This window comes from Bdellovibrio sp. HCB-162, assembly GCF_047344985.1.
Taxonomy (GTDB): Bacteria; Bdellovibrionota; Bdellovibrionia; order Bdellovibrionales; family Bdellovibrionaceae; genus Bdellovibrio.
The window spans coordinates 1,314,572-1,338,144 of record NZ_CP178861.1 but is presented as its reverse complement, the minus strand read 5'-3'; the positions used below and the strand labels follow the sequence as shown (position 1 = coordinate 1,338,144).

General features: G+C 44.8%; 22 protein-coding genes. 15 read left to right on the top strand and 7 right to left on the bottom strand.

The window, feature by feature from the left end:
- The first annotated feature begins 172 nt into the window (after positions 1–172).
- Together ACLSSO_RS06550 and ACLSSO_RS06545 are read left to right on the top strand one after the other, a co-directional pair.
- The gene (locus ACLSSO_RS06550; RefSeq protein ID WP_413944425.1) at positions 173–655 is read left to right on the top strand and encodes a hypothetical protein; all 483 of its coding nucleotides are present in this window, start codon (positions 173–175) and stop codon (positions 653–655) included.
- 71 nt (positions 656–726) lie between these two features.
- The gene (locus tag ACLSSO_RS06545; RefSeq protein ID WP_413944424.1) at positions 727–3,531 is read left to right on the top strand and encodes a hypothetical protein; all 2,805 of its coding nucleotides are present in this window, start codon (positions 727–729) and stop codon (positions 3,529–3,531) included.
- A 48-nt stretch (positions 3,532–3,579) separates the two neighbouring features.
- On the opposite strand, the gene ACLSSO_RS06540 is transcribed toward ACLSSO_RS06545, so the two are convergent.
- On the bottom strand, positions 3,580–4,257 hold the full coding sequence (locus tag ACLSSO_RS06540; RefSeq protein ID WP_295899521.1) for a hypothetical protein: 678 nt from the start codon (positions 4,255–4,257) through the stop codon (positions 3,580–3,582).
- Between the two features lie 199 nt (positions 4,258–4,456).
- Between ACLSSO_RS06540 and ACLSSO_RS06535 the strand changes: the two genes are divergently transcribed.
- Positions 4,457–4,825: an ArsR/SmtB family transcription factor gene (locus ACLSSO_RS06535; protein WP_295899524.1), complete on the top strand. Its 369-nt coding sequence runs from the start codon at positions 4,457–4,459 to the stop codon at positions 4,823–4,825.
- The gene (locus tag ACLSSO_RS06530) at positions 4,809–5,762 is read left to right on the top strand and encodes an SRPBCC family protein (protein ID WP_413944423.1); all 954 of its coding nucleotides are present in this window, start codon (positions 4,809–4,811) and stop codon (positions 5,760–5,762) included. Before ACLSSO_RS06535 ends, ACLSSO_RS06530 begins: the two co-directional genes overlap by 17 nt.
- 36 nt (positions 5,763–5,798) lie before the next feature.
- Here ACLSSO_RS06530 and ACLSSO_RS06525 read toward each other — a convergent pair whose 3' ends face one another.
- Positions 5,799–6,533, bottom strand: a complete 735-nt coding sequence (locus ACLSSO_RS06525) for a class I SAM-dependent methyltransferase (RefSeq protein ID WP_413944422.1) — start codon at positions 6,531–6,533, stop codon at positions 5,799–5,801.
- A 192-nt stretch (positions 6,534–6,725) separates the two neighbouring features.
- On the opposite strand from ACLSSO_RS06525, the gene ACLSSO_RS06520 reads away from it, so the two are divergent.
- From ACLSSO_RS06520 to ACLSSO_RS06505, 4 genes are read left to right on the top strand one after another with little or no spacing between them, the layout of a single operon-like run.
- The gene (locus ACLSSO_RS06520) at positions 6,726–9,869 is read left to right on the top strand and encodes a S8 family serine peptidase (protein WP_413944421.1); all 3,144 of its coding nucleotides are present in this window, start codon (positions 6,726–6,728) and stop codon (positions 9,867–9,869) included.
- Between the two features lie 50 nt (positions 9,870–9,919).
- Positions 9,920–10,432: a VOC family protein gene (locus ACLSSO_RS06515; RefSeq protein WP_413944420.1), complete on the top strand. Its 513-nt coding sequence runs from the start codon at positions 9,920–9,922 to the stop codon at positions 10,430–10,432.
- A complete protein-coding gene (locus ACLSSO_RS06510) occupies positions 10,429–11,100 on the top strand; it encodes a glutathione S-transferase family protein (RefSeq protein ID WP_413944419.1) in 672 nt (223 codons plus the stop codon). Before ACLSSO_RS06515 ends, ACLSSO_RS06510 begins: the two co-directional genes overlap by 4 nt.
- A gap of 48 nt (positions 11,101–11,148) precedes the next feature.
- Positions 11,149–11,799: a YkgJ family cysteine cluster protein gene (locus ACLSSO_RS06505; protein ID WP_413944418.1), complete on the top strand. Its 651-nt coding sequence runs from the start codon at positions 11,149–11,151 to the stop codon at positions 11,797–11,799.
- On the opposite strand, the gene ACLSSO_RS06500 is transcribed toward ACLSSO_RS06505, so the two are convergent.
- From ACLSSO_RS06500 to ACLSSO_RS06490, 3 genes are all read right to left on the bottom strand, one after another.
- Positions 11,796–12,038, bottom strand: coding sequence for a BrnA antitoxin family protein (locus tag ACLSSO_RS06500; RefSeq protein ID WP_295899547.1), 243 nt, complete (start codon positions 12,036–12,038; stop codon positions 11,796–11,798). The genes ACLSSO_RS06505 and ACLSSO_RS06500 overlap by 4 nt on opposite strands.
- Entirely contained in the window at positions 12,035–12,211 is a 177-nt protein-coding gene (locus ACLSSO_RS06495) for a BrnT family toxin (protein ID WP_367276350.1), read from the bottom strand. The genes ACLSSO_RS06500 and ACLSSO_RS06495 overlap by 4 nt, the downstream gene beginning before the upstream one ends.
- A gap of 116 nt (positions 12,212–12,327) precedes the next feature.
- Entirely contained in the window at positions 12,328–12,597 is a 270-nt protein-coding gene (locus ACLSSO_RS06490) for a hypothetical protein (RefSeq protein WP_295899551.1), read from the bottom strand.
- A 128-nt stretch (positions 12,598–12,725) separates the two neighbouring features.
- Here ACLSSO_RS06490 and ACLSSO_RS06485 point away from each other — a divergent pair, with 128 nt between their 5' ends.
- Positions 12,726–13,178 (top strand): OsmC family protein, encoded by a 453-nt coding sequence (locus tag ACLSSO_RS06485; RefSeq protein ID WP_295899555.1) that lies wholly within the window; start codon positions 12,726–12,728, stop codon positions 13,176–13,178.
- 55 nt (positions 13,179–13,233) lie between these two features.
- Positions 13,234–13,746 carry a hypothetical protein gene (locus tag ACLSSO_RS06480; RefSeq protein WP_295899558.1) on the top strand — a complete coding sequence of 171 codons (513 nt, stop codon included), beginning with the start codon at positions 13,234–13,236 and terminating at the stop codon, positions 13,744–13,746.
- A 39-nt stretch (positions 13,747–13,785) separates the two neighbouring features.
- On the opposite strand, the gene ACLSSO_RS06475 is transcribed toward ACLSSO_RS06480, so the two are convergent.
- Entirely contained in the window at positions 13,786–17,052 is a 3,267-nt protein-coding gene (locus ACLSSO_RS06475; protein WP_413944417.1) for an Ig-like domain-containing protein, read from the bottom strand.
- Between the two features lie 151 nt (positions 17,053–17,203).
- Between ACLSSO_RS06475 and ACLSSO_RS06470 the strand changes: the two genes are divergently transcribed.
- Genes ACLSSO_RS06470 through ACLSSO_RS06460 form a run of 3 tightly spaced genes read left to right on the top strand, consistent with a single transcriptional unit; the run spans position 17,204 to position 20,189 of the window.
- Positions 17,204–17,746, top strand: a complete 543-nt coding sequence (locus tag ACLSSO_RS06470; RefSeq protein ID WP_295899563.1) for a pentapeptide repeat-containing protein — start codon at positions 17,204–17,206, stop codon at positions 17,744–17,746.
- Entirely contained in the window at positions 17,743–18,918 is a 1,176-nt protein-coding gene (locus tag ACLSSO_RS06465) for a hypothetical protein (protein WP_413944416.1), read from the top strand. The genes ACLSSO_RS06470 and ACLSSO_RS06465 overlap by 4 nt, the downstream gene beginning before the upstream one ends.
- Positions 18,915–20,189, top strand: a complete 1,275-nt coding sequence (locus tag ACLSSO_RS06460; protein WP_295899569.1) for a PQQ-like beta-propeller repeat protein — start codon at positions 18,915–18,917, stop codon at positions 20,187–20,189. The genes ACLSSO_RS06465 and ACLSSO_RS06460 overlap by 4 nt, the downstream gene beginning before the upstream one ends.
- Here the strand turns inward: ACLSSO_RS06460 and ACLSSO_RS06455 are convergent.
- A complete protein-coding gene (locus tag ACLSSO_RS06455) occupies positions 20,179–20,808 on the bottom strand; it encodes a hypothetical protein (RefSeq protein ID WP_413944415.1) in 630 nt (209 codons plus the stop codon). The genes ACLSSO_RS06460 and ACLSSO_RS06455 overlap by 11 nt on opposite strands.
- A 120-nt stretch (positions 20,809–20,928) precedes the next feature.
- On the opposite strand from ACLSSO_RS06455, the gene ACLSSO_RS06450 reads away from it, so the two are divergent.
- Positions 20,929–21,552: a hypothetical protein gene (locus ACLSSO_RS06450; protein WP_413944414.1), complete on the top strand. Its 624-nt coding sequence runs from the start codon at positions 20,929–20,931 to the stop codon at positions 21,550–21,552.
- Between the two features lie 139 nt (positions 21,553–21,691).
- Positions 21,692–23,572, top strand: a complete 1,881-nt coding sequence (locus ACLSSO_RS06445) for a hypothetical protein (protein WP_295899578.1) — start codon at positions 21,692–21,694, stop codon at positions 23,570–23,572.
- The last annotated feature ends 1 nt before the right edge of the window (position 23,573 follow it).

Here is a 23,573-nt window from a genome sequence, read left to right as displayed (position 1 = left end):
AAAAATTTAAAGTTTTTTTGCTGCATTTCTGGGGCTTTGCTTAAGCCATGGGCAACACTTCCGAAAAAGACTTAACTATGCTTAAAGATTGGTCAAAAAGGGATTCAAACACGAGGCTTCTCCGCTCGCTTATTTATGATATGTTGCCACGCAACCCCTACAAGGAAACAAAATGGGACTTAATCTCTCTACTCTTGGAAGCGTTCATACACTGATTAGTTTAATTGCGATCGCTAGCGGACTTTTCGATCTTTTCCGCTATGGGAAAATCACTCCGCAATCATCGACAGGGAAATTTTATTATCTTACGACAATCATCACATGCTTCACCTCATTTGGTCTTTCTAAATTAGGAGGCTTCAACCCAGGTCACGCGGTTGCAATCCTTGTGCTTGCGTGTCTTTCTGTTGGTTGGATTTTTGAGACAAAACAAATGAAGCTTGGAAAAGAGATTCAAACGCTCGCACTCTCTTTTAGTTTCTTTCTTTCGCTGGTTCCTGCGACACTTGAGGTTCTCACTCGTTTGCCCGTGGATGCACCGTGGGCCGCGGGACCGCAAGACCCTTTGGTCGGCGGATTTATTTCTTTTTGGTTTGTACTTTTTCTTGTTGGTTCGTTTTTACAGCTTAGGAAGCTTAGGACACTTGCTAATTAAGAGACGCGTTTAGTTGCGACTCGATTTAAACTAAGTTATGTGTATCCTTGTATTTTCACAAGGATACTCCAATGAAATTTTATTTCGTTTATCTTCTTTTGCTCCTCACAACCACAGCAGCTCACGCGCAACTTGACCTCGCGCAAAGTCCCCCATCTATTAAGTGGGAAACAATCTCTAACGACTCCGTGCAAGTGATCTATCCTGATTACTTACAGGCAGAGTCTGTTTACATCGCGAATCTCGTCGAGCACTATTCGAAGTTCGTGGGACAAACTTACGGCATTGAAAAGCCGGAGCAATTCAACCTTGTGATTCGCCCGCAAATCGCGCTTCCCAACGGCTTTGTCACACTCGCACCGAGAAGAAGTGAATGGTTCACTTCTTCCACTTTCTTTCCCTTTGTTGGATCTACAGAGTGGTATCAAACTCTTTCCATTCACGAATACCGCCACGTCAATCAGTTTGATCACTTCAACCATCGCGGAACAAGATTTCTCTATTACATCATGGGAGATATGGGAGTTCAATTGGCAACGGCTCTTTCGATTCCTTCCTGGTTTATGGAGGGTGATGCCGTTTGGACAGAGACGAAATACACCGACGCCGGTCGCGGACGCTCACCACGATTTATGGCAAGACTTAAAGCGCTTGTTCTAAGTGGTGAAATCCCAATATACGATGAGTTCTTAAATGGAACTTACAAAACGAATCTTCCTAATCAGTATGTCTACGGTTACGCGCTGATTTCTTACGGTACGAACAAATACGGTGAAGAACTTTGGAAATACGTTCTTGAAGATGTCTCTAGATTTCCGATTCCTCTACGTCTTTACGTTTCGTTTAAGCGCGTGACGGGACAAGACTTCCGCGATTTCTACAATGAAGCGATGAATGATTTAAAAACAAAATGGGCGGCAGATGCTCCACCAACTGGAGAAGCCAAAGTCGATTTCCGCGAAAACCTGGTTCCAGTGAAAGTGGGCCATGCTCTTTATTACGTCGGACAAACTCTGGATACCTACCCAACACTTTATAAAGAAGAAAACGGAAAGAAAGAAAAAATAGCCGAGATTTCTTTTAATAAAGAGTTCATGCAATTGCATATCGGAAAGAACAAAGCGGTGATGACGGAGTTTAATCCTGACAAACGCTACGCCCACAAAGGCTTTTCAGAATTAGTGCTGTTGGATCTAAAAACCGGCAAGAAAAATAGAATCACTCATGGTCAAATTCTTTACAATCCAAGTCTGAATGAGGCTGAAACGAAAATTTTGGCGACGGATTTTAGACCCGATCAATCTTGGAATATCTCTGAGTTTGATTTGCAGGGAAACTTAGTTCAGACCATCGCCCTTCCCGATTCGAAGGTGTCGGAGGCTCGCTATCTGAATGATCAAACAGTTGTCGCGATCATCGAAAACAAAACAGGTTATAAATCCATTGTTGTCGTCGATTTACAAAAGAAAGCTATCGAAAATGTGCTCGTACCACCGTCGCGCAATCTTCTTTACTCATTGCACGTCGATAAAAATAAAAATTTATTCTTTGAGGCGCAATACAAAGGACACAACGAAATCTTTATGATGAATGGTTCGGGTTTTGCTCAGTGCACGCACTCAAAACTCGGTGCCTATATGCCTTGGTCCGATGGAACTCAGCTTTATTACAGCAATATGGACACTTATGGCTCCACAATTGCGACGGCGAACTTACCGGACTGCCAAACTTTCTCAGCGAAAGAGCTTGTCGATTTTAATTATCTCGATAAATCCCCTTCAGATAACTACAATGACTTCCCTCCTCAAGGTTTCCCCGAGCAGGAATCTCTTTATACAAAAAGCGCGGAAAAATATAAGCCCGCACCTTACGGAGACTTCGATAGAAGACTCGCAATTCCCCACACCTGGGGACTGAATATCGGCCGTGGCGGAGGTTTGGTTGTAAAAACCGACAACTATCTTCGAACTTTGGGATTCACGGGCCAAATCGGAACAGACGCTGAAGAGATGAAATCTTTCGGCAGTCTTAGTTTTGATATCAAAAAATATTATCCGCTAATAAATCTTGAAGCGGAAACTCGCGGTCGCAAAGTCACGGATTTCGATACGGATGATGAGCTGGAGTGGACGGAAAATGCGGCGGGCCTTGGCGTCAGTGTTCCTTACATCAAAAAAAGCGGCCTTTATAATTTCACGGCTCTTTTGAACTTAAGAGGTTTTTACACGGACACCTCTGAGTACGAATTGAATAAAGTGAAGTTGGATGGAAGCAGTTACTTCTATAAAACGTCTTCGTCTTTAGGACTTTCTTGGAGCAAAGATCCAAAAGCAAGATCCATCATGGCGCCTTGGCTTTTAAGTTATAAAATTCAGTACGACGATGCGGACCAGCCTTCAGACTCTCTTCAGTCTTCGTACCGTGTGTTGCAAGAGGCGAACTTGCAAACTCCGGGACTCTTTGCCAACGACGGATTTGCATTCACTCTCGACGAACAAAGACAGACGGACACAGGATATCGCTTCCTTCCGGAAAGTACGTTCATGGGTTATGTTTTCTCGCGTGGATACGACTATAAAGACGTGCCGAAATTTCAAAAACTTTCGGGGAATTATGTTTTCCCCGTCGCTTATCCTGATCTTGCCCTGGGTGGTTGGTACTATTTAAGAAGACTGTATTCAACAGTGTTTTTTGATTCTACATACGTGCAAAGCACAAAGCTTGATTCGACACTGAACAGTTACGGAGCGGAATTAAGATTTGAATCCGTGATTCTTAGATTCTTGCCAATCACTTTCGGAGGTCGTGTTGTGCAAAGACTTCTTGATAACAAAGTCCGAGGAGAGTTTTTCTTAGCGACAGGCGTTGGATTTTAATATCCCTAAAAAACAAAACCCGAATCTCTCGATTCGGGTTTTTTATTTTTACTTTCCTACAGTTCCCGGCACACCATCAAACATCAAACCTATCGAGACATAAGATCCCGACAAATCCAAAGTATCAATGCTTGTGCTTGCTGAGCCCGAACGTTTAAAGCCATCGACTTTATTCGTTTCGTAGCCGCCTTCAAAAACCAAGTAGACTTGTTTGTAACCGATAGCGAACGAAGCTCCTGCGGAAGCATAAGGTGTCGCAAGCCAATCTCCACCCGCGCGACGAGTGAACTCTCCGTCTTGGCTCGCTGTTTTTACTTTCAATGTTGTATTACTTCCGCCGACTCCTGCAAACACGTCGAAGTGAATCAAATCTGATTTCACAATCGGCACGCGTGCTAATACGAGCATCGAGTCTTGATCTACTTTCGCACTGTAATCTGTGCTGGAACTGTCTGGATTTTCCTCAACAGAAGCCAATCTTTTTGTGTAGCGAATACCAACGTCCAAATAACGATGCAAAGGATACGTGATCTCGATACCAAGACGAGTGTAGTTGTCTAACTTCTTAAGCCCTTGTGCTTCGATCGTGTCGTTTACGTTGGTAGGATTAATACTTGAAACACCCGCGAACAAACGGCCCTGAACAGGAATCTCTTTCGCAAGAGCAAAAGAAGAAGGAACAACGACCACCGCCGCTAACACGGCCAAGACAGACTTCATCATCATAAAACGCATCCTTTAGTTAGTAGTCCTAGGTTAATGTGCAATGGCAGAGGACCTCAAGGTCTGGGACTTCTTTTCGCGACCTTTATCTGACCTTTAACAAGCAATAGCGTCCTCATTTCAAGCACTTATGCACCCTCTTGACACTTATTCTGTTACAGACTATATTTAACCTATAAGTTAATTAACCAAAGGGTAAAATATGCAAGACCATCTCAGCCAGACATTCGCAGCTCTTGCCGATCCCACTCGGCGCGCCATGCTTGCGCACCTTTCAAAAGGTGAAGCGAATGTTTCTGATCTCGCAAAACCTTTTCTGAATGAAATGAGTCTCCCCGCCATCACAAAACATCTCAAGGTTCTAGAAAAAGCGGGACTCATCACCAAAACCAAAGAAGCTCAATGGCGTCCCTGCAAACTCAACGGTGAAGCTTTGAAAGAAGCTTCCGATTGGATGGAGCAGTATCGAATTTTCTGGGAAGAAAGTTTCGATCGCCTGGATGCTTATTTAAAAACTGTGACTGCTGAAAAGAAAAAAACGAAAGGAAAAAACCATGGCCGCAAAAAATAAATCCAACGAGATCAAGATCTCTCGTATCTACGATGCTCCGGTTAAACTTGTCTGGGATGCTTGGACAGACCCAAAACAAGTTGCGCAGTGGTGGGGCCCGCGCGGCTTCACGATCACAACTCATAGCAAAGATTTAAAACCGGGAGGACATTGGGCCTACACAATGCACGGTCCCGATGGCACAGACTACGAAAATAAAACGATCTATCATGAGGTCGAAAAATATTCTCGCCTGGTTTATGACCATGGTGGCAACGATGATCGCCCGCCTCTTTTCCGCGTGACCGTTGAGTTTGCCGAGGTGAAAGGCAAAACAAAAATGGAGATGACAATGACATTGCCAACTCCGGAAGCGGCTGAAGAAACTCGTAAGTTTATCAAACAAGCCAGCGGAAATTCCACTTGGGATCGTTTGGCTGAATACTTGGCAAAAGAGACGGAAGGCAAAGAGCAGTTTGTTATCAACAGAACTTTCGATGCACCGATCAGTCTTATGTATGAGATGTGGACGAACCCAAAACATTTCTCACAGTGGTTGGCCCCCGCGGGATTTAAAATGGAGTTCATTCGCTCGGATATCAGACCTGGCGGAAATACATTTTATTTTATGACCAATGGTGATGCGAAAATGTACGGCAAGGCTCATTATCTGGAGATGGAAAAACCACATCTCATCAAGTACACACAACAGTTCGCGGATGAAAAAGAAAATACATCCCGTCACCCGATGGCACCAACGTGGCCCGAGACCATGCTGACAACGGTTGTTCTCAGCGAAGAAGGTCCCGACCAAACACGAGTGACTGTGACTTGGGAAACTTATGGCAATGTGACTCCGGAAGAACTGGAGACATTCGTCAAAGCAAGAACAGGCATGACTCAGGGCTGGACAGGTTCTTTCGACAAACTCGAAGACTACTTGGCAAAACAAGCTTAATACGACTCAAAGAGGCTCCATCGCGGAGCCTCTTTTTTATGGTTTCATTGATGCGATCATCAAGAACATCGGTCGACGCATTTCATCTTTTAATTCGGGAATTTGATTTAACATCTCCGGCGAAGGTTCTGGCTCAATTACTTTTTTTATTTGAAATCCGGCTTCCACGAGAGAGTTTATATACGTCGCAAAAGTGCGATGGAATTTTGTCACGTCTCCCGTCAGCCATTTTGTATTGCGGGGACCTTCAAGTTGGTAATTATCAACAGGCCAATGCAGACGCTCTCCTGTCGGACCAATGATCCAATTTTGTGACTCTAGAGATGTAAAAATAGGATGCTCTACAGAGAACACAAACGAACCACCAGGCTTAAGCCAACGATAAGTCTTGCGACACTGCTCCGCAAAGTTTTCGATGTAGTGAAACGCGAGCGAACTGATCACCACGTCGAATTGGTTTTCCTTGTACTCGACACCTTCAATAGAACCTCGTTGATAGGTGATGCGCGAGTCTTGAGTCATTTCCTGAGCACGCTTAAGCATCTTTTCTGAGAGGTCGACGCCAATAACAGAAGCGGCCCCCTGCTCAACCGCATAGCGACAGTGCCACCCGAAACCACAACCAAGATCTAAAACTGTTTTTCCTTGAAAATCGGGAAGCATTGTCCGCAGAACATGCCACTCCCCTGCAGCTTCAAGTCCTTGCTGCGAACGGGGCATATTGCTGTAACTAGCGAAAAAATCGGGATCGTCGTATTTATTTTGTGCCATTGGTAAAAGCTAGTTCCTTTGAGATTGATTCACAAGTATCTCTGACATTCTGCTTCAATATTGGTCCCAGAAAGCTCCTGAAACATTGTCAAAAACGTGCTTTCTTCCGGCATATTTCTTGGATATACAACCGACGCAGGTCTGTTTGCCCGTAATTCAGTGTCGAGATGACACTAAAAGAAAGAGCCACCAATGAGAATAAAGAACCACCTCTCTCAGTCAAAATATTTTACATCACTGCTTCTTTCAGCATTGTTGATCACGGGCTGTACGAAATCTTCTAAAGGCACCTTAACAGGCGCGGAGTTTCTAGAAGGTCTTTACGTCACACGCCCTGAGGTGGAAGAGCCGATGATTGCGATTTTAAAATTGCAAAATCCGGCTTTGCTTGAAACTTCTAAAAGACAAAATGGCGAGCTTGTTATCGACAAACGACTTTTGGCGGCGATTCAACAAGAACAAGACAAAACGATTGCAGAGCTGCAAAAAATTTCTCCGAAGATTCGTGTTTTGATTCGCTATAAATTAGTTCTCAATGGTCTTGCGATCTGGGCTCCGGCTGATGCTTTTGAAGCGATCAAAGCTCTTCCGAATGTTGTAATGGGTGAAAAGTCTGGAACGTTTGCCCGTCCTCAAGCCAAAGAAGCGGATACAAAAGGTCTCGTTGGTGCAAACACATCTGTGAACTTTATCGGTTCTGATGCGGCTTATGCTCAGAATATTCACGGTGAAGGAATGAGAGTTGGCATCATTGATACCGGTATCGACTACACTCACAAAATGTTTACAGGCGAAGGCACGGAAGAGGCTTACAAAAACAATGATCCAAAGAGTCCCAATGCCGCCTTTCCTAACAAAAAAGTTGTTGGCGGTATTGATATCGTAGGCACTGAGTACAACTCGGCCTCTCCTGATTTTGAAAAACGTATTCCTGTTCCTGATGCGAACCCATTGGATGAAGGTGGACACGGAACACACGTTGCGGGTTCTGTCGCGGGACTTGGTGATGGACTAAACACGTACAGTGGCGTTGCTCCTGCAGCGGATCTTTATGCGATTAAAGTATTTGGCGCAAAGGGCTCCACAAGTGATGAAGTTGTGATTGCGGCACTTGAATATGCCGCAGATCCTACGGGAGACTTAAGTTTTAAAAATCAATTGGACGTTGTGAATCTTTCTTTAGGAAGTGGTCACGGCAATCCGCACATCATGTACAATCATGCGATTCGCAATCTAGTCCATGGTGGAACTGTGGTTGTTGCCGCAGCTGGAAACAATGGAGATAAAAGCTACATCGTCGGTGCACCTGGTGTTTCTGATGATGCGATTTCAGTGGCTTCCACAATCGACAATCAAAATCAAAACGTACAATTCCCTGCTGTGGAATTTAAATTCACTAGTGACAGTTTAACTTCTGAAGCTCTGGAAGGCGCGATCACAAAACCTTTGGCTGACATCGTTGAGCTTAAAGGTGAGATCATTTCTTTGGGTTTTGCAGATGCGGATTTTGAATCTCCGATCAAAGAACAAATCAAAGGCAAAGTGGCTTTCATCGATCGTGGCAAAGTCGCTTTCGCAGACAAAATCAAACGTGCACAGGACAATGGTGCTATTGCCGTCATCATCGCAAATAACGCCGATGGCGAGTCCATTGTTATGGGTGGCGAAGGAGAATTCGACATTCCAGGCGTTATGATCTCGAAAAAAGATGGCGATCTTATCAAAGAAAAATTAAAGCGAGGTCCTGTCAGTGTTGATTTAAAACCTGCTACAAAAATTGAAAAGCCTTGGTTGGCGGATACGGTTTCTCCGTTCTCTTCTCGCGGTCCTCGCTCTGAAGATGGATTGATTAAACCCGAAATCGCAGCACCGGGCTCTAATATTATTTCTGCGATGATGGGTGGCGGAGACAAAGGTGTTCTTAATTCTGGAACATCTATGGCAAGTCCTCATATTGCGGGTGTGATGACTTTGCTTAAGCAAAAATATAAAGATCTAACTCCTTACGAGCTTAAATCCGTTCTTTTGGCGCACGGAAAAATTATTTCTGACGCTAAAAAGAATCAGTACACAGTAAGCCGCCAAGGTGCGGGCCGCGTGCAAGTCGCCGAATCTTTAAATGCGAAAGTCGTGACAATCCCTGCGACATTGTCCTTTGGAATCACTGACATTGAAAAACAAAAAACTTTGCGCCAAGAAATTGTCGTAAAAAATATCAGCTCAGAGACTTTAACGTTAAAACCTGAATGGAAAGGTTCTAAGGGTTTGCAAGTTTCTGCTTCTGCGGTGACTTTGGCTCCAGGTGAATCACAAAAGGTTGTTGTTTCTGCGAAGGTCACAGCCTCTTTAATGAACAGTGCAAATGACGAACTTGATGGATTCTTGGCCTTTTCTACAGAGAAAGAGCAAGTGGCGCAATTACCTGCCCTTGTCGTCGCTCGTCAAATTTCACAAATCAGTGCCAAGTCTTTGACTGTGCAAGCGACTTCACCTGCTGATGCGGCGGGAAGTGCCGTGGATCTGGTTTTAGAAAATGCGGGTATTAACAAAGGCACTGCTTACCTATTCAATCTTTTAGGCAAAGATGCTCGTAAGAAAGATACGAAGCCTGATCTTGCTCACAATAGAAATTGCGATATGCAATCTGCGGGCTACCGTATCATTGAAAAAGACGGCGTGCGTGTTCTTCAGGTCGCTGTGAAACTTTACGAAGGTCAAACAACCTGGGATACTTGCGAAGTCAACGTGCAGATTGATGCCGATAAAGATGGCAAAACCGATCAGGAGATCGCAGGTCTTCCGACGGAGAATGTTCCAGGTTTAAGTGGTGATACTTTCGTTAGCATTCTTCTTGATGGGGCAACAGCGCGAGAGCTTCGCAAGAAGTTTGAAACGGATTTCGCAACAAATCCAGAGAAAGCCAAAGAAGACTACACAGACGCGGTCATCGATCAACGTGGTATGGCCGTTTTTGATAATTCGACTTTGGCAATCATCGAAGCGGACATCTCTGCTTTGGCTTTGGCGGACACAGGTGAATTGAACATCAAAGTTTCAACGACTCATCAGGATGCCGGCGCTATTGAATATGACGATTATTTGGAAGGTCACGAAAATCGTTGGGAAAAGATTTCTGTAGCGCCAAATGCTCAAGCCTATGCGCAGATGCCTGAGGAAATCGAACTTGCCGGAAAAGAAACTGTGACGATTCCTTTGCTTAAGGGATACGGCTCAGGAGATTTGATCCTGTATACTCCTCAAAATAAATCTGTTCGCGATGTTTTACTCGAAGATGCTCAGTCGCAGATTGTTCCTGCGACTTATGATGCACCTTAGACGTAAAAAATCCCCTGGCACCTTTTTAAGCTCCTTGGTACAAGGAGCTTATGCCTATTCAAAATGTGATTGGTGATTATACGGCCTTTTTGGATCGTATTTTTGCCAATATTCAAAATGCAGGAATTGATGTTGCGTCATTTGAGATGGATCATGCCTGTTATCGTGTTAGCAACCTTCAACAATATGAAATCAAAAAAGCGGCGCTGCTTCAGTTCGGTGATCTTTTAACAGAAGCCAATGTCAACGGACGGCCTATTGCAACTTTCAAACTGCATCAGGCTTTGAAATATAAAAATCGTGATTTGTTTTTAATTGAACTTCCCGCTCCTAAAAAGGGGAAGGATGTTGCCGATGGCCTGGAACATGTTGAGTTTGTCGTCGGTGAACTGATTCCTGATATTATGAAAAAACATCCAGGCCTTCTCTGGAACACAAGCGGCCTGGAAAAAACTTTAAATCCGGAATTGGAACTTAAGTTTAACGACGGACTTGCGATCAAGTTTCATCCTGAATCTTTAAGTGAAGTGATCAGAAAAGAACTAGCTATGGAGCCTTCATGACTTACCACGTCCACAGTGACAAACCTATTTTCGATCTTGTTATTGGCGATAAAGCCTACTCTTCTTGGTCGATGCGTGCGTGGCTTGTGGCCGTGCAATCGGGTCTTCCTTTCCGCGAGATCAATATAAAATTGGATTCTCCAAAAACGGCGGAGCAGATTTTAAAGCACTCCCCTTCTAAAAAAGTTCCCGCCTTGAAACACGGAAAAACGATTGTGTGGGATTCTTTGGCGATTGCCGAATATCTTCATGAGCTTTCTCCGGAAGCGAAGTTATGGCCAGATGATTCTGCTTTGCGCGCCCTGGCTCGCAGTTATGCGGCAGAAGTACACTCGGGTTTCGCCAGTCTGCGCACCGAGCTGAGTATGGACATTCAACTGAAAACCAAAGCACGCCATCTTTCCCGCGGTGCCATTGCTGATATCGAACGCATTCTTGAAATGTGGAAGACAGCTTTAAAGCAAAGCGAAGGACCCTATCTATTTGGTGATTTCACGATTGCCGATGCTTTCTTTGCCCCGATTGTTTTCCGATTTTTGTCTTATGGTGTTCAGATCAAAGATAAAATGGTCCTTGAGTATATGAACAACGTTCAAGAACATCACGGTGTACAATTCTGGGTGGAAGAGGCTCTGCAAGAGAAAAACCACAGTCCAGTTTTTAAGTAAGCTTCTGATTTAATTCTTTTCACACAAAGAAAGAGCTAGGCTTAGTATATGACTTTGGACTCTTTCTTTGCTCGGCATAAAAAACTCACACGCTCTTTAAAGAAGTTCATTCTGGATTATGAGAAAGAACTTTCTTTGGATGTATTTGAGGCTTTTCTTGAAACTCTCAGCGAAGAACTAAAGTCTGCACATATGGAACTACAAAAAGTTCCTGCAGGTCCTCCCCGTGCCAAAAAATTGCATGAATTGGTTGAGAATGAAATCGCTCAAGGTGCCAACATCGAAACATCCTGCAAAAAAGGATGCTCCGCGTGCTGCCATATGGAAGTGGAAATCACTAACTATGAGGCCGAGGTTTTGGGAAATCTGGTGCGCTCAGACCATTCTATCGAGCGTTCACGTTTACAACAGCAGAGTGAACGCACATTGCAAGATCCCCTTTGGCGTGAAGGCGTTCGCAACTTATCCAATCGCTGCGTTTTTCTTAATGATGAAGGCGCTTGCAGTATTTATGAAAACCGGCCCGTCATGTGCCGCCGTCACTCGGTGACGTCCCCAGCAAAAAACTGCGAAACTTCAGATGGAAAAATCGTGATTCGGTATTTTCCCAAGGTGGATTTACTAATCAGTGCCGCTAACGAAGACACTCAAGTTGAAATCGGCCCGTTGGCAAAAATGTTAGAGATGCGGCTTCGTTAAGCTTTTTTGGTGAAGACAGCCTTTTCCAGTTTGCTAATTCGCTCCTCCAGGGAAATTTCGTTCCCCATGGATTTTTTTAAAAACCAGTTTAAGAACGTTTGATAACCCATTCCCTGTTTTTCGCCCTCTTCTTCCAACCACTGCAAAACATCGGAATCAAGACGAACCGTTTTAAGTACTTTGACTTCTTTTGCGACCTTACCTCTTTTGGCTTTGGAAAAATCGTATTCTTTTTTCATAAAAATCCCCGAAAAGAGTATTGTTTCTCCTCATGTTTAGTTGCTGATCGCGCAGAAATAATTCTTATTCTCTCTGGATTTATTCTTTCGCAATAAACAACAACCAAAACTTTCGATTTAGAAGAACGACCTATTCGAACCCAACGTTCTTCATCGGAACTTTCAAAATCCATATTACCACACTGTTATTACGATGTAAATACACTTCCAAATAGCCAATTACATTGCAAAAACAGCGCAAAAGAGGACGCCATTTTAAATCGGTTTTGAAAAGATCGACAGTCCGGGCTCAGGACAGGATTTTTTTAAGCTCTTCGCGGTCTTCGGCGTCGGGAATGAGCCATTCTGCTGGTAGATGCTCGACGACGTATTTCCAAGAGGCTTGCACCATGGGTTTAGCAAGCGGTTTTCCGTGAAGATCTTTGAGTAGATTTAAATGTCGCAATAAAATCGTGCGCGTGGGTTTATAGAAGCCTTCTTGATCCGTGCCTGCATTAGTGACGATGTCGGATTCTTCGACTTTCTTAATTAAATTCTGAAAAAAGACTGTGAGACTCATAGCTCATTTCACTCGATTTCCGTGGTAACGGCAACCGGAACGTGTTCTCTGACACATTTGTATTTTAACGATGAACTTCTCCTTTGGTTTTGTGCGAATTAAAATCCTCTGCAAATCAGGAGGTCACTATGGATAGAAAAGCAACGGCGGTCTGGAGAGGCAATCTTCAAAACGGAAAAGGCGAAATCAGCACTGAAAGTGGAGTTTTAAGAAACACTCCCTATTCTTTTTCCACGCGCTTCGGGGAAGCATCGGGAGCCAATCCCGACGAGTTGATCGCAGCGGCTCACGCCAGTTGCTTTACAATGGCCCTGTCCGGAGCGCTTGCCAAGAAGGGCTATATTGCCGACAGCCTCGAAACATCCGCCACAGTCACAGTGGAAAAGCAAGGAGACGGGTTCGCTATCACTTCTTCCAAACTGAGACTCAGAGCGCAGGTCCCCGATATTGATCGAGGAACGTTTGAAAGCATCGCGAATGATGCAAAGACGAACTGTCCTGTATCCAAAGCATTGAATTTAAAAATTTCTTTGGATGTGGATTTCCATCAGTCTCTACATAGCACGAGCGCTTCGCATTAGTTGTTTACAAAATTCGATGCTGTTTTCATAATGAAGCCTCAACAAGGATTCTTTTATGAAAACAGCATTGGTTTTAGTCAGCTCTGCCCTCTTACTTTCTTCTTGCGCGATCACAGGCAAAAGCATTCGCGATGTTCCTGCGATTAAGTCACAAAATATTCAGGTGTCGGCTTTAAGTGGTCTTCCGAAAAGAAATATTTCTTTGACTGTCGTCGATGCCCGAGACGATAAAAATCAATCTGCGGAGTTACAGACAGAAATCACTCGCGCCGTAACGGAGGCTTTGGCTCGTGAAGGCACAACAGTGTCTACTCCGGGAGCCAACGACCTTGTTCTTACAATTCACAATACAGAGATGGGCAAATACAAAGAAGGCTGCGTGAAAATCACAAGCTCTTTGACGATTCCCAAAAAAGCGAAACTGGGTGCCGAAGCTTCGAGCTGCTTTGAGATGAAAAATCCATTCGGCGCTAAGATGAGTGTGGATATCACGAAAGCTTACGAAGAAGCGTTGAGCTTGATCTTTAAGAATTTAGATCAAGGTTTGGGACAGTTGAATAAGTTGTAAATGGAATGCGCCGCAATTCAAAAAGGTACGGCGTACCTCTTAGCGATACGCCTTACCGCGGCCGTTATTCCAGAATTTGATTCCTGTCGGAGCGTTGACGTTTTGACTTGCTGTAGAAGAAAAGGTCATAGTTCTACTATCAGGCAAGCCGTCACTCGCCACATTGGTCAAATATTTTCCGGAAAGATCATTCCATACGCAACCCGCGATCTGACTTCCACCACCTGGAGTAATTACGACATTAATATCTCCGGGATTAGTTACTGAACTAGGCACTTCTATCGCGGCACCACCATGTCCACCGTTGTAGCCGTTTCTATCTGAGTTTAGATTACCACCAGAGCCCATGTCTCCCAGAGCTCCAGCACCACCGCCACCACCATAATGACCACCGCCACCGCCGCCGCCATAAGTTGTTGAACAAGCTCCAGCTCCTCCACCAAAACCTGCTCCAAATCCACCGCGACCGTAGAATGCTCCTTCGTTGGTGTCATTCCCGAGAGACGCACCTATCTTACAACTGCTTCCACCTTGCCCGGCGGATCCATTTGTTTGCGCAACTCCTCCGGGACTTGGAATATAATCGCCTGCTGGAGTTGCCCCACCTGCCGATGCTGTTCCTATAGCACCACCTGCACCACCAGAGCTTGCCCCGGCAGTTCCTGAAACGGCCGATGTCATGGGACCTTCTCCCGCTCCACCAGCTCCGCCAGCTCCTGCATCGAAATCGTCAGTACCACCTCGGCCACCGCCGCCACCGCCACCGTAAATAACGCCGTTATTTAGAATCGTGACGTTGTTATATTGAGCTTCAATTTTAAATGCCGTTCCACCAGTTTGTCCCATACGAAAAGCACCCGTTGTTCCTGATGGCGCAAGTCCACCCGCACCGAAAGCGCCGATGATTTGACCATTGTTGATCAAACGAACTCTGGCTCCCGCAGAGAGAAGTCCGGTTCTCATCGCAGGTAAGGTCGGATCATTGCTTGAAACTTTAACCGCTGAATTGACTGTCACTACGAACGTACGGTTAGAAGATGCAACGGTAGAGTCATATTGTGCAACGGCTTTATCGTAAATGTTGTAATTCAATTCATCCGCCGCAATTGGTGCCAAGACCACCGCATCCGTCATCGATACATTGATTGTAGCGACGGCAGATTGATCTGTTCCGCCACCGCTATCTTTCACTTTCACCGTCACGACAGCAGAAGCATCCACCCCTTGTGTCGCAGTCAAATTCACCGTCAAGTTTCCGTCGCCTGTACGAGTTTGCGAACAGTTTACAGTCAAGCGTGACGTATTCGAATTTGTACAAATTAAAGAAACCGTCTGCGCATTTTCGTTCGGCGGTCCAACATCTACAGTCAGATTAAAGCTTGAAGTGGTATTGCCGGATGGATTGAGTAAAATTTCATGCGTCGTCGGAATGGCTGTGATTGTGGGAGCATCGTTCACAGGATTCACGATGATCGCAATTTCCTGATTAACTACAGAATTCCCTGCACCATTCCCGTCATCAAATTGAATTTTTGCGTAACAAGTTCCGTAATAATCCGCACGAGGCTTGATACTCACGGCGCCCGTCGCGGGATCAATCACAAAGTCACTTGCCGGTGTTGCAACAACGGATGAGTCATTACAAGCCGTGCCCGTGAGACCTGTATAAATTAAAGAATAAGTCCCCATGCTCTCATCCAAAGATTGAACGGCAGCATCAGACAAAACTTCAACCAGTGACGAAAAACTCGGATCGTCTTCCGTTAAAACGACTGGTGTACCAATCGTCAACGTCGGAGTTGCATTGGCAACCGTGATAGACAATGACTTCATATCCGTTGCCGATTGAGGGTCCGTCGCCAAAAGAGCCAGCGTGCAAGTGCCGACATGGGAGTTATTCGGCGTTCCCGCAATTGTCACCGTTCTTCCATTTGCAGACGGTGTCGCTGTCAACCACGTACATGTGTCCGAAGCATCTCTGACAACCGTGATATTTTCGGGATCTGGATCCGTTACGGGCACAACACAGTTATAAGCCACGTCCTCTGTTGCCGCAGCCGAACACGGGGCCAGTGCTGCTGCAATCACGGGAGCATCTTGAGTATTCACAACATTAATTGCGATATCCACATACCCTGTCGAAGGAAATGTATCAGTCAGAGCAATACGAATCTGACAAGTTCCTTGATAATCCGCAGCCGGACGGAAAGAGAACTCACCGGTTGAAGCATCGATAGAATAATTTGTTGCTGTCGGTGCCATCGCATGATCTTCACAGCGATCCCCTGCGACAACTGGAGTTACTAGAGAATAGACACTGCCGCCGCCTTCTTCAATCGAAGAAACATTGGCTCCCGGAATGACGACGGCCAAAGGCGCATCCTCAGAAATACTATAAGGTCCACCAGTCACATTAATAATAGGCGGAGAGTTTTCTATAGAGATCGTCCAAGAGAAGCGCGCGCTTTCTCCGGCAACATCATCTTCTGCATAAACATCCACCTGACAACTCGTACCGACTTCAGAACCACTCGGAGTTCCGCTCACCTCACCAGTTGAGGCATTGATAGAAAGCCATGGACCGCAGTTTGTCGCCGGGTCGAATTTATATGTCAAAGTCGCTGGACCTGGTAAATCCACGTCTGTTGCCGCAATAGTGCAAGAGTAATTATGATTTTCACCGATCGTAGCTGGACACGCTAACGTGGTAATCACAGGAACGTCATTTACAGGTTGTAAATCCAACGTCACTGTTGCGACAGCGGACTGATTGCCCGCCCGATCAACGACTTTATAAGTGAATGAATCATCAAGCTCGTTGTCGTGTGTCGGAGTATAGACACACGCCAAAACATTGGAACCATTCACACATCCTGTCAAAGTGCCCTTTGTCGGTGTTGTCACGAACTCAATATGGTATTGGTCATTTTCTGTTGGAGAATTTATCGTAAAGGGAGTGACCGTATCTTCCGTGACAGAAATAGTTTGATCTGCCCCCGCGACAGGAACTTGGTCATCAAGAAGAAAACTTCCCAGTTCAATGGTTTCTGAACTCTCTTTAATAACCGCAATCAGACGAACCTTATAGGTCGTAGCTGGCAGGGTGCTGATATTCCAATCGTACTCTCCATCATTATCAAGACGAGACTCCACCGTTGTCCATGTCGAACCACTGTCATTGGAATATTCAAGCCGAAGATAATCCGGCGTAACACTACCACCATTGGTTTTCCAACGAACTTCAACGATATCAGCAGGTTTATAGGCAGGTTTAAGCGAAGCTGTACTTTCGAGCTTTGAACTCAATATCTCCCAGCTAGCATTCATACAGCCAGAGAGCAATCCCAAAGAAGTGATAAACAAAATAGTACGTGCAAGCATCACATTGATACTTATCGGAATTTCACGAAAAAACTGGATTGTTTCCTCGAGAAAAAACTGTCATGATCGTCTCATCATGAGACTTTTGGCTTTTATTGGGATCGTCCTCATTACTTCCGTGATTACTCCGCGAACTTCCTTAGGACTTTCGTTGAGTGCTTCGCCCCTGAGTGGCCAAAAGAATAACAAAATGGAGTTTTCTGAACAGCCCTTGGCTTTCGCACAAATCATCAACGCCGACTTTAATGACAGCTCCTTTTCGCAGAACACCTGGTTTCAGATTTCCATCAAAAATACAAACTGGCTGCAATCTCGTCTCACGGGAACGCGGATCTCAAAGGCAGATCTTTCTTTTGTTCAGTTCATAAGCTCTGATTTAGCCGGAGTGAAGTGCGCGCATTGCTTACTTCAAGACGTGCTTTTTGAAGATTGTTATTTAGATGGTGTTCACTTCCTAGCAAGCACTCTAAAAAATGTTCGCTTCGTGCGTTCCGATCTAAGTCGCGCCGATTTTGTTTCCACAGCTTGTGTAAATTGCAGCGTGGATTTGGCTACCGCAAAAACAGTTACTCCAGAACAACTCAAAAAATGGAACTTTGTCGTCAAGGATTCACCATGAGAACTTACTTTCGTCGACAGTTCCAAGAAATTCTAAACTCTAAAGCTTTACAGATCTACGGCGGACTTCTCGCTCTCACCCACGTTTTGACCGCTTACTTTTGGACGGATCGATCTTTGGATTTGGTCATTAAAGCCTCCGAAATTTCTTCACCCCTTTGTTGGCCTATGGTTCCTTTTTGTGACACCCTTCGGTTCACAAATTCCTTGGGAGCAGCGTATTTCCTTGAAGTCTACGCCATGATGGGTATTGCAACGGCCGCGCTTTTCTTTTTGGGAAAGATCCGTCTTGGTTATGTCGGGCTCATTTTCCTTTTACTCCTGAAAGTATTCTTCACAAGCCTTTCTTATGGGTTGATGGGAAATTATCACTACATGAGTTTTTTCACTCATCTTGCGTTTCTTTTCTTCCCTCGTAAAAAAGTCATCATTCCGTTTTTTATCGGCATATTTTATTGGGGAGCGGGAATTTTAAAATTTGATCCCGAATGGTTGTCGGGTGTAGCGCTCATTTCCCCTAGTTTTTTACCTTCTCAACTTCAGCATTTCAGTCTTGCTTATGCGGTTCTTTTGGAATGCGTCTTTGTTTTAGGTCTTTTTAGCCATAACAAATGGATCCGCAGTGGTGTTTTTGTGCAGTTCCTTTTGTTTCACATCTTCTCATGGCACATCGTAGGTTACTTCTATCCTCTAACAATGTTTTTGCTTCTCGGCCTTTTTGCCCTTATTCCTCTTTTTAAGGAAAACTGGGAAGCTTATTTAGATTCATCCACATTAAAGAATAAAAGTACCGTCATCTTGTGTTCAGTTTTAATCTTGCTGCAAGTAATCCCGAGTATTGCCTTTCAAGATCCCGCAACAACCGGGGCCCCAAGAATTTTATCTTTAAATATGCTGGATGCACGAGTTGAATGTGAAACCCTTTTGGTCCGCCATCAAAACGGATCTGAAGAGGTTTACGATCCTTTTGTTAAGGCGCCCTCGACAAGAACGCAATGTGATCCTCTGGTTTTTCTTTCTCAGATTAAATCTGTTTGTAAAGATCCAACAGAAAAATTTGATTTCTGGCTTCAATCGCGCCGAACGACAACCGATAAACTTGATACAAGGCTCTTTGTTAAAGATATATGCAATAAAAACCCGGCCTCGATTTTATGGACGGAGTTTTTATGAATAAAAAAATTCTTTTAAGTCTTTATTCATTATTAATTGTCGGACTTTTGATTCGGGCGGAAGTCAAAACTCTTCCTTTATTGGAAAAAGATCTTCACTTTGAAAAGTTAAAAACGCCTGTGAAAGGGTCCACTCTTCAATACGAATTAAGCACGGAAGAGAATAAAAAGGCTGTGTCCACCTACCGAGGCGGACCCGAGCGCTTAGGCGTCGCTTCTGTAACAACATCCGATCGCTTTTATCCTTTTCAAATAAAATGGAAAGTGGCCAAGCTAAATAACGGCATCCATCGCGCAAGTAAAAGTTCTCCAGCCGTCGACGACTCCGGATTTTATATCGCAGACGACACGGGATACTTACGTGCCTATGATTGGAATGGAAAACTTCTTTGGCAATTTTATAATGACGTTAGCTCTCGCGGGTTTCACTCAACACCTCTCACTGACAGCGACAGCATTTATATAGGTGACTATGCAGGTTATTTCTACGGTCTCAACAAACAAACCGGAAAAATTCGCTGGATCACAAAAACAGGGGTCACAATAGGTTCTTCTCCTTTTATGCACGAAGGTCACTTATATGTTGGAGTGGAGTTGGCGGATCCGAACGGTTATCTCTTAGCGATTGATGCCAAGAGTGGAAATTGGCTCTGGACTTCTCCATTGATTGGAAATCATCCGCACTCTTCCCCAGCCTTGGATCTTCTTCACAAACAAATTCTGCTAGGCTCAAACACCGGACAAATGCAAGCTTACGAACTTTCTACCGGAAAAAATCTTTGGTCCTTTCAAACTAAAGACGACATTAAATGTGCCGCTTTAATTCACAAGGACAAAGCTTACTTCGTTTCGTGGGACGGTTTCTTTTATGCTCTTGATAGTGCCTCAGGAGTTCTTCGCTGGAAAACGGCTTTGGATGACGGTGGCATGAGTTGCCCTTCACTCAGTGCTGATGGAAAACGTCTTGCTATCACCGGCTACAAAAAAAATTTCGTTTTAAATTCAGAATCCGGCCAAATTCTTTGGACTTCCAAAATTGAAGACCGTAATGCCCGAGCGCAGGCAAGTCCTTTGATTCTTTCTTATCGTCAGCAGGAAGCCGTGATTTTTTTGTGCGAAGACAAAGCTCTTTGCGTTCACGATCTCGCAACAGGAACAGTTCTCCAAAAAATAAAACTGGAAAGCACGTTTTCAAGCTCTCCAGTTTATTATAATGGTCATTTGTTCTTAGCGACTTCGGGAAAGGACGGACTTCTGGTTCTTACTCAGTAACAGAACCTACAGGTCCTACACGCAATTGGTATCCGTTTTTGCTTGTGACGACTTTGTCATATTGAGTACCGACAGTCGCAGTCATGCGCCAGCCACGCGGATTTGAAACCTCTTGAACGTCCCCACCGGAACTTCCAATCGTCGTTGTCTCTTTGACGGGAGCATCAAACACCACATCTTTTTCAGGGTGGAAGTCGGCGGTATTTTCCAAACGAACCGTTTTAATTCCAGAGTCAGTCGAACGTAAAGAGCAAATCGACACACCGAAGTTATCACTGGCCGTACACGCGCCTTTGATAACACCAGTGCCGTTTGTAATACTGTATTCGGGAACGTATCCCGCGACCACGGTGTTATCTGAATTCATCAGACGCACAACAATTTGCAAAATCGTCTCGCCGTCAGCGACTCCGTGTGATCCCACTAAAATTTCCGTATTTAAAAAATCAGATTTTTCCGGATCAGTTACCACACCTGCGACAGGTCTTTTCGGAAGTTCAATACCAGGCGGAAGTTTTGGCGAAGACAGGCCCGCAAGATCTTCAAGGCTCGCTTCAAGTCCACAACCCGTTAAAAACATGAATGTTGCCATAAGCAGTGCCAAGACGTACCGATTCATGACTGCCTCCATCACCTCTATTTATCGGAAAGTTTATGAGATTTCTTAAATGGGCTGCGATGCCGACTCATATTCAAGACCTTAAGTAACTAAAAGAAGTCTCCGACAATATATATAGATATGAACACTCGGAACGTCCTTCTCCTTATTATTGGAACTGTTTTTATATCTGTGTCTTCGGCACTGATCGCCGTGCGTTTGACTCAAAACAATACAGCGCAGGCTCCTCAACAAATACCGCAACCGCAAATCCAATCACAGCCTCTTCCCGTTGCAAGTGGTCCTATTCAAATTGCACCTTCGAAGCAACCGATTCCCCCGCCTCCGAAAGTGGAAGCTGTTGCTCCTACACAAGCACCGCCTTTGGCTGATCTTTCAGCATACACCGTTCCAAAAGAATTTGATCCACACTACGATGCTAGAAAACCTCTTCGACCTGAAGAAGTAAAAAGAACACTTCTCAAAGATACACCTGATTGTGGCGACGAATATGAGCAACTCTGCACTCAGAATCGCTTTCTTGCAGAACATCCTTTGGCTTGCCTCAGAAGCAAGAAGGATCAGCTTTCTCGAGCATGCTTCAATCAAGTGAAAACCGTCCAAGACGCCTTTCGCAAAGCCTGTTCAACGGACATCGCTAAGTTCTGTCCCAAGCAAAGTCACTTTTTTGGATGCTTAAAAGAAAAGGTCGCAGAGCTTACGCCAGACTGCCGTAAAAACATCAAGGAATCTTCTCGCCAATAATCCGTCTCATTTCAAAACGCTTTTTATTCACTTTTAGTAATTTTTAACAACGACTATTTATAAATCCTCAAGATTACCCGATAAGATAGGTAGAAAAGTGTGAGAGTCCTTACTTGAACGTATATTAAAAGGAACACGTATGAACTTCTCAATTAAAAGAACTTTGGTAATTTTGGCTGTTCTTTCCCTGACAGGACCTGCCTTCGCGCAAGTCTCTTTCTCTGAAGTTCCCCAAGGTTTAACAGTTCAAGGTCGTATCATCCAACCTGACGGTCTTCCGCTTGAAGACTCGCATGTCACCTTTAATATCAAAGTTCTTTCACCCGGCGCGGAATCGTGCGTGCTTTTCGAAGAAGAGCGCGTTGTGAATATGAACAATAGCAAGGGTGTGATCAATTTCGTTCTGGGAGCTTCTGAAGCTGGAAGTTCTGTCGTGAATGTCGGTCACAGTCTTCCTGTCCATAAAGTTCTTAAAAACACGGGTGCTCTTACCGGCCTTACAAAGTGTGCTTCTGGATACAACAGTTATACACCGCAAGCGGGAGACACTCGTAAAGTGCGCGTTTCTTTCACAGTAGGTACTGAGACTGTAGCTTTGTCGCCTGATTTCAGCATGCGCTCTGTTCCTTATGCGATGGAATCCGAAAATGCTGTGGCTTTGGAAGGTAAAAAAGCAGCGGACTTTATTTCTAAATCTGCCAATGTCACTCAGGAACGTGCTGAGGTTTTATTCTTGCCTTCAAACTTTGATGGTCTTCTTTCTTTACTAAATCCAAGCGCAGGTACACCAACAACAGGTGCTATCGGCATTCCTTCTTCGGATGGAACTGCCGCAGCTCCCGTCCGTGATGGTCTTATGCGCTATGATGAAACTTCACAAACTGTTCAAGTTTCTATTGGTGGACAGTGGCAGGATGTCGTGACAGGAAATACCTCTGTAGGTTCGTCAAATATTGAAGATGGATCTATTGGTACTGCCGATTTAGCTAGTAATTCTGTAACTGGCGCAAAAATTATGGATAACGCCATCACTACGGAAAAATTGGCTGATGAGTCTGTGAGCACTAGTAAGATCATTGACCTTTCAGTAACAAATTCAAAAATTGCCGATGGTGCAATTACGTTTAATAAGATTGCCAATGGTGCGGTCAGTACAAACAAAATTGTCGATTCCGCTATTACTTCGGCAAAAATCCTCGATGGTTCTATCGCCACTGTGGACTTGGCAAACAGCGCAGTCACAACGGCGAAAATTGCAGATAGCAATATCACGACTGCCAAAATTGCCGATGCCAATGTAACAACTGCGAAAATCGCAGACAGTGCTGTAACGACGGCAAAAATCGCAGACTCCAACGTGACTACGGCTAAGATCGCTGATGGCAACGTGACGACCGCGAAAATCGCGGATGGAAATGTGACTACGATTAAAATTGCCGACGGTAATGTGACCGATGCTAAAATCGCCTCTGTCTCGGGAGCAAAAGTAACCGGAAATATTCCAGGCAATGCGGCTGGATTCTACGGCGCACTTTCCGGTGACGTTGCTGGAGGCCAAAGCTCCACTGTTGTGCAACGCCTGCAAGGTCGCAACGTTTCAAGTGCCGCTCCTGGAGTGGGTCAAGTTTTGAAATGGGATGGCTCTCAGTGGATTGGACAAGCGGATAATAACTCGGGCGGTACAATCACAAATATTTCCGTCAGTAACGGACTCGGTGGTGGCGGTTCTTCAGGTTCCGTTTCTATCTGGTTGGGAAATACCGGGGTCGGTGCTGGTTGGTATGGTAGTACGACTTACATCCCACAATTCTACGTCGATTCTACAGGCCGTATTACTGCTGTTAATAACGTTGCCGTCGCAGCAGGTGCTGCTTGCGGAGGCACTCCTCATGGCCGTGTTTACGTTTCATCAACCGGTTGCAGCACTGCGACTCTTTCTCAATGTATGAATGGAAGTATCGTCGGAGTCGGTACGTACTCCACGGGCGGATCTTGCGACGGTGATGGTGACGGATTCTAGG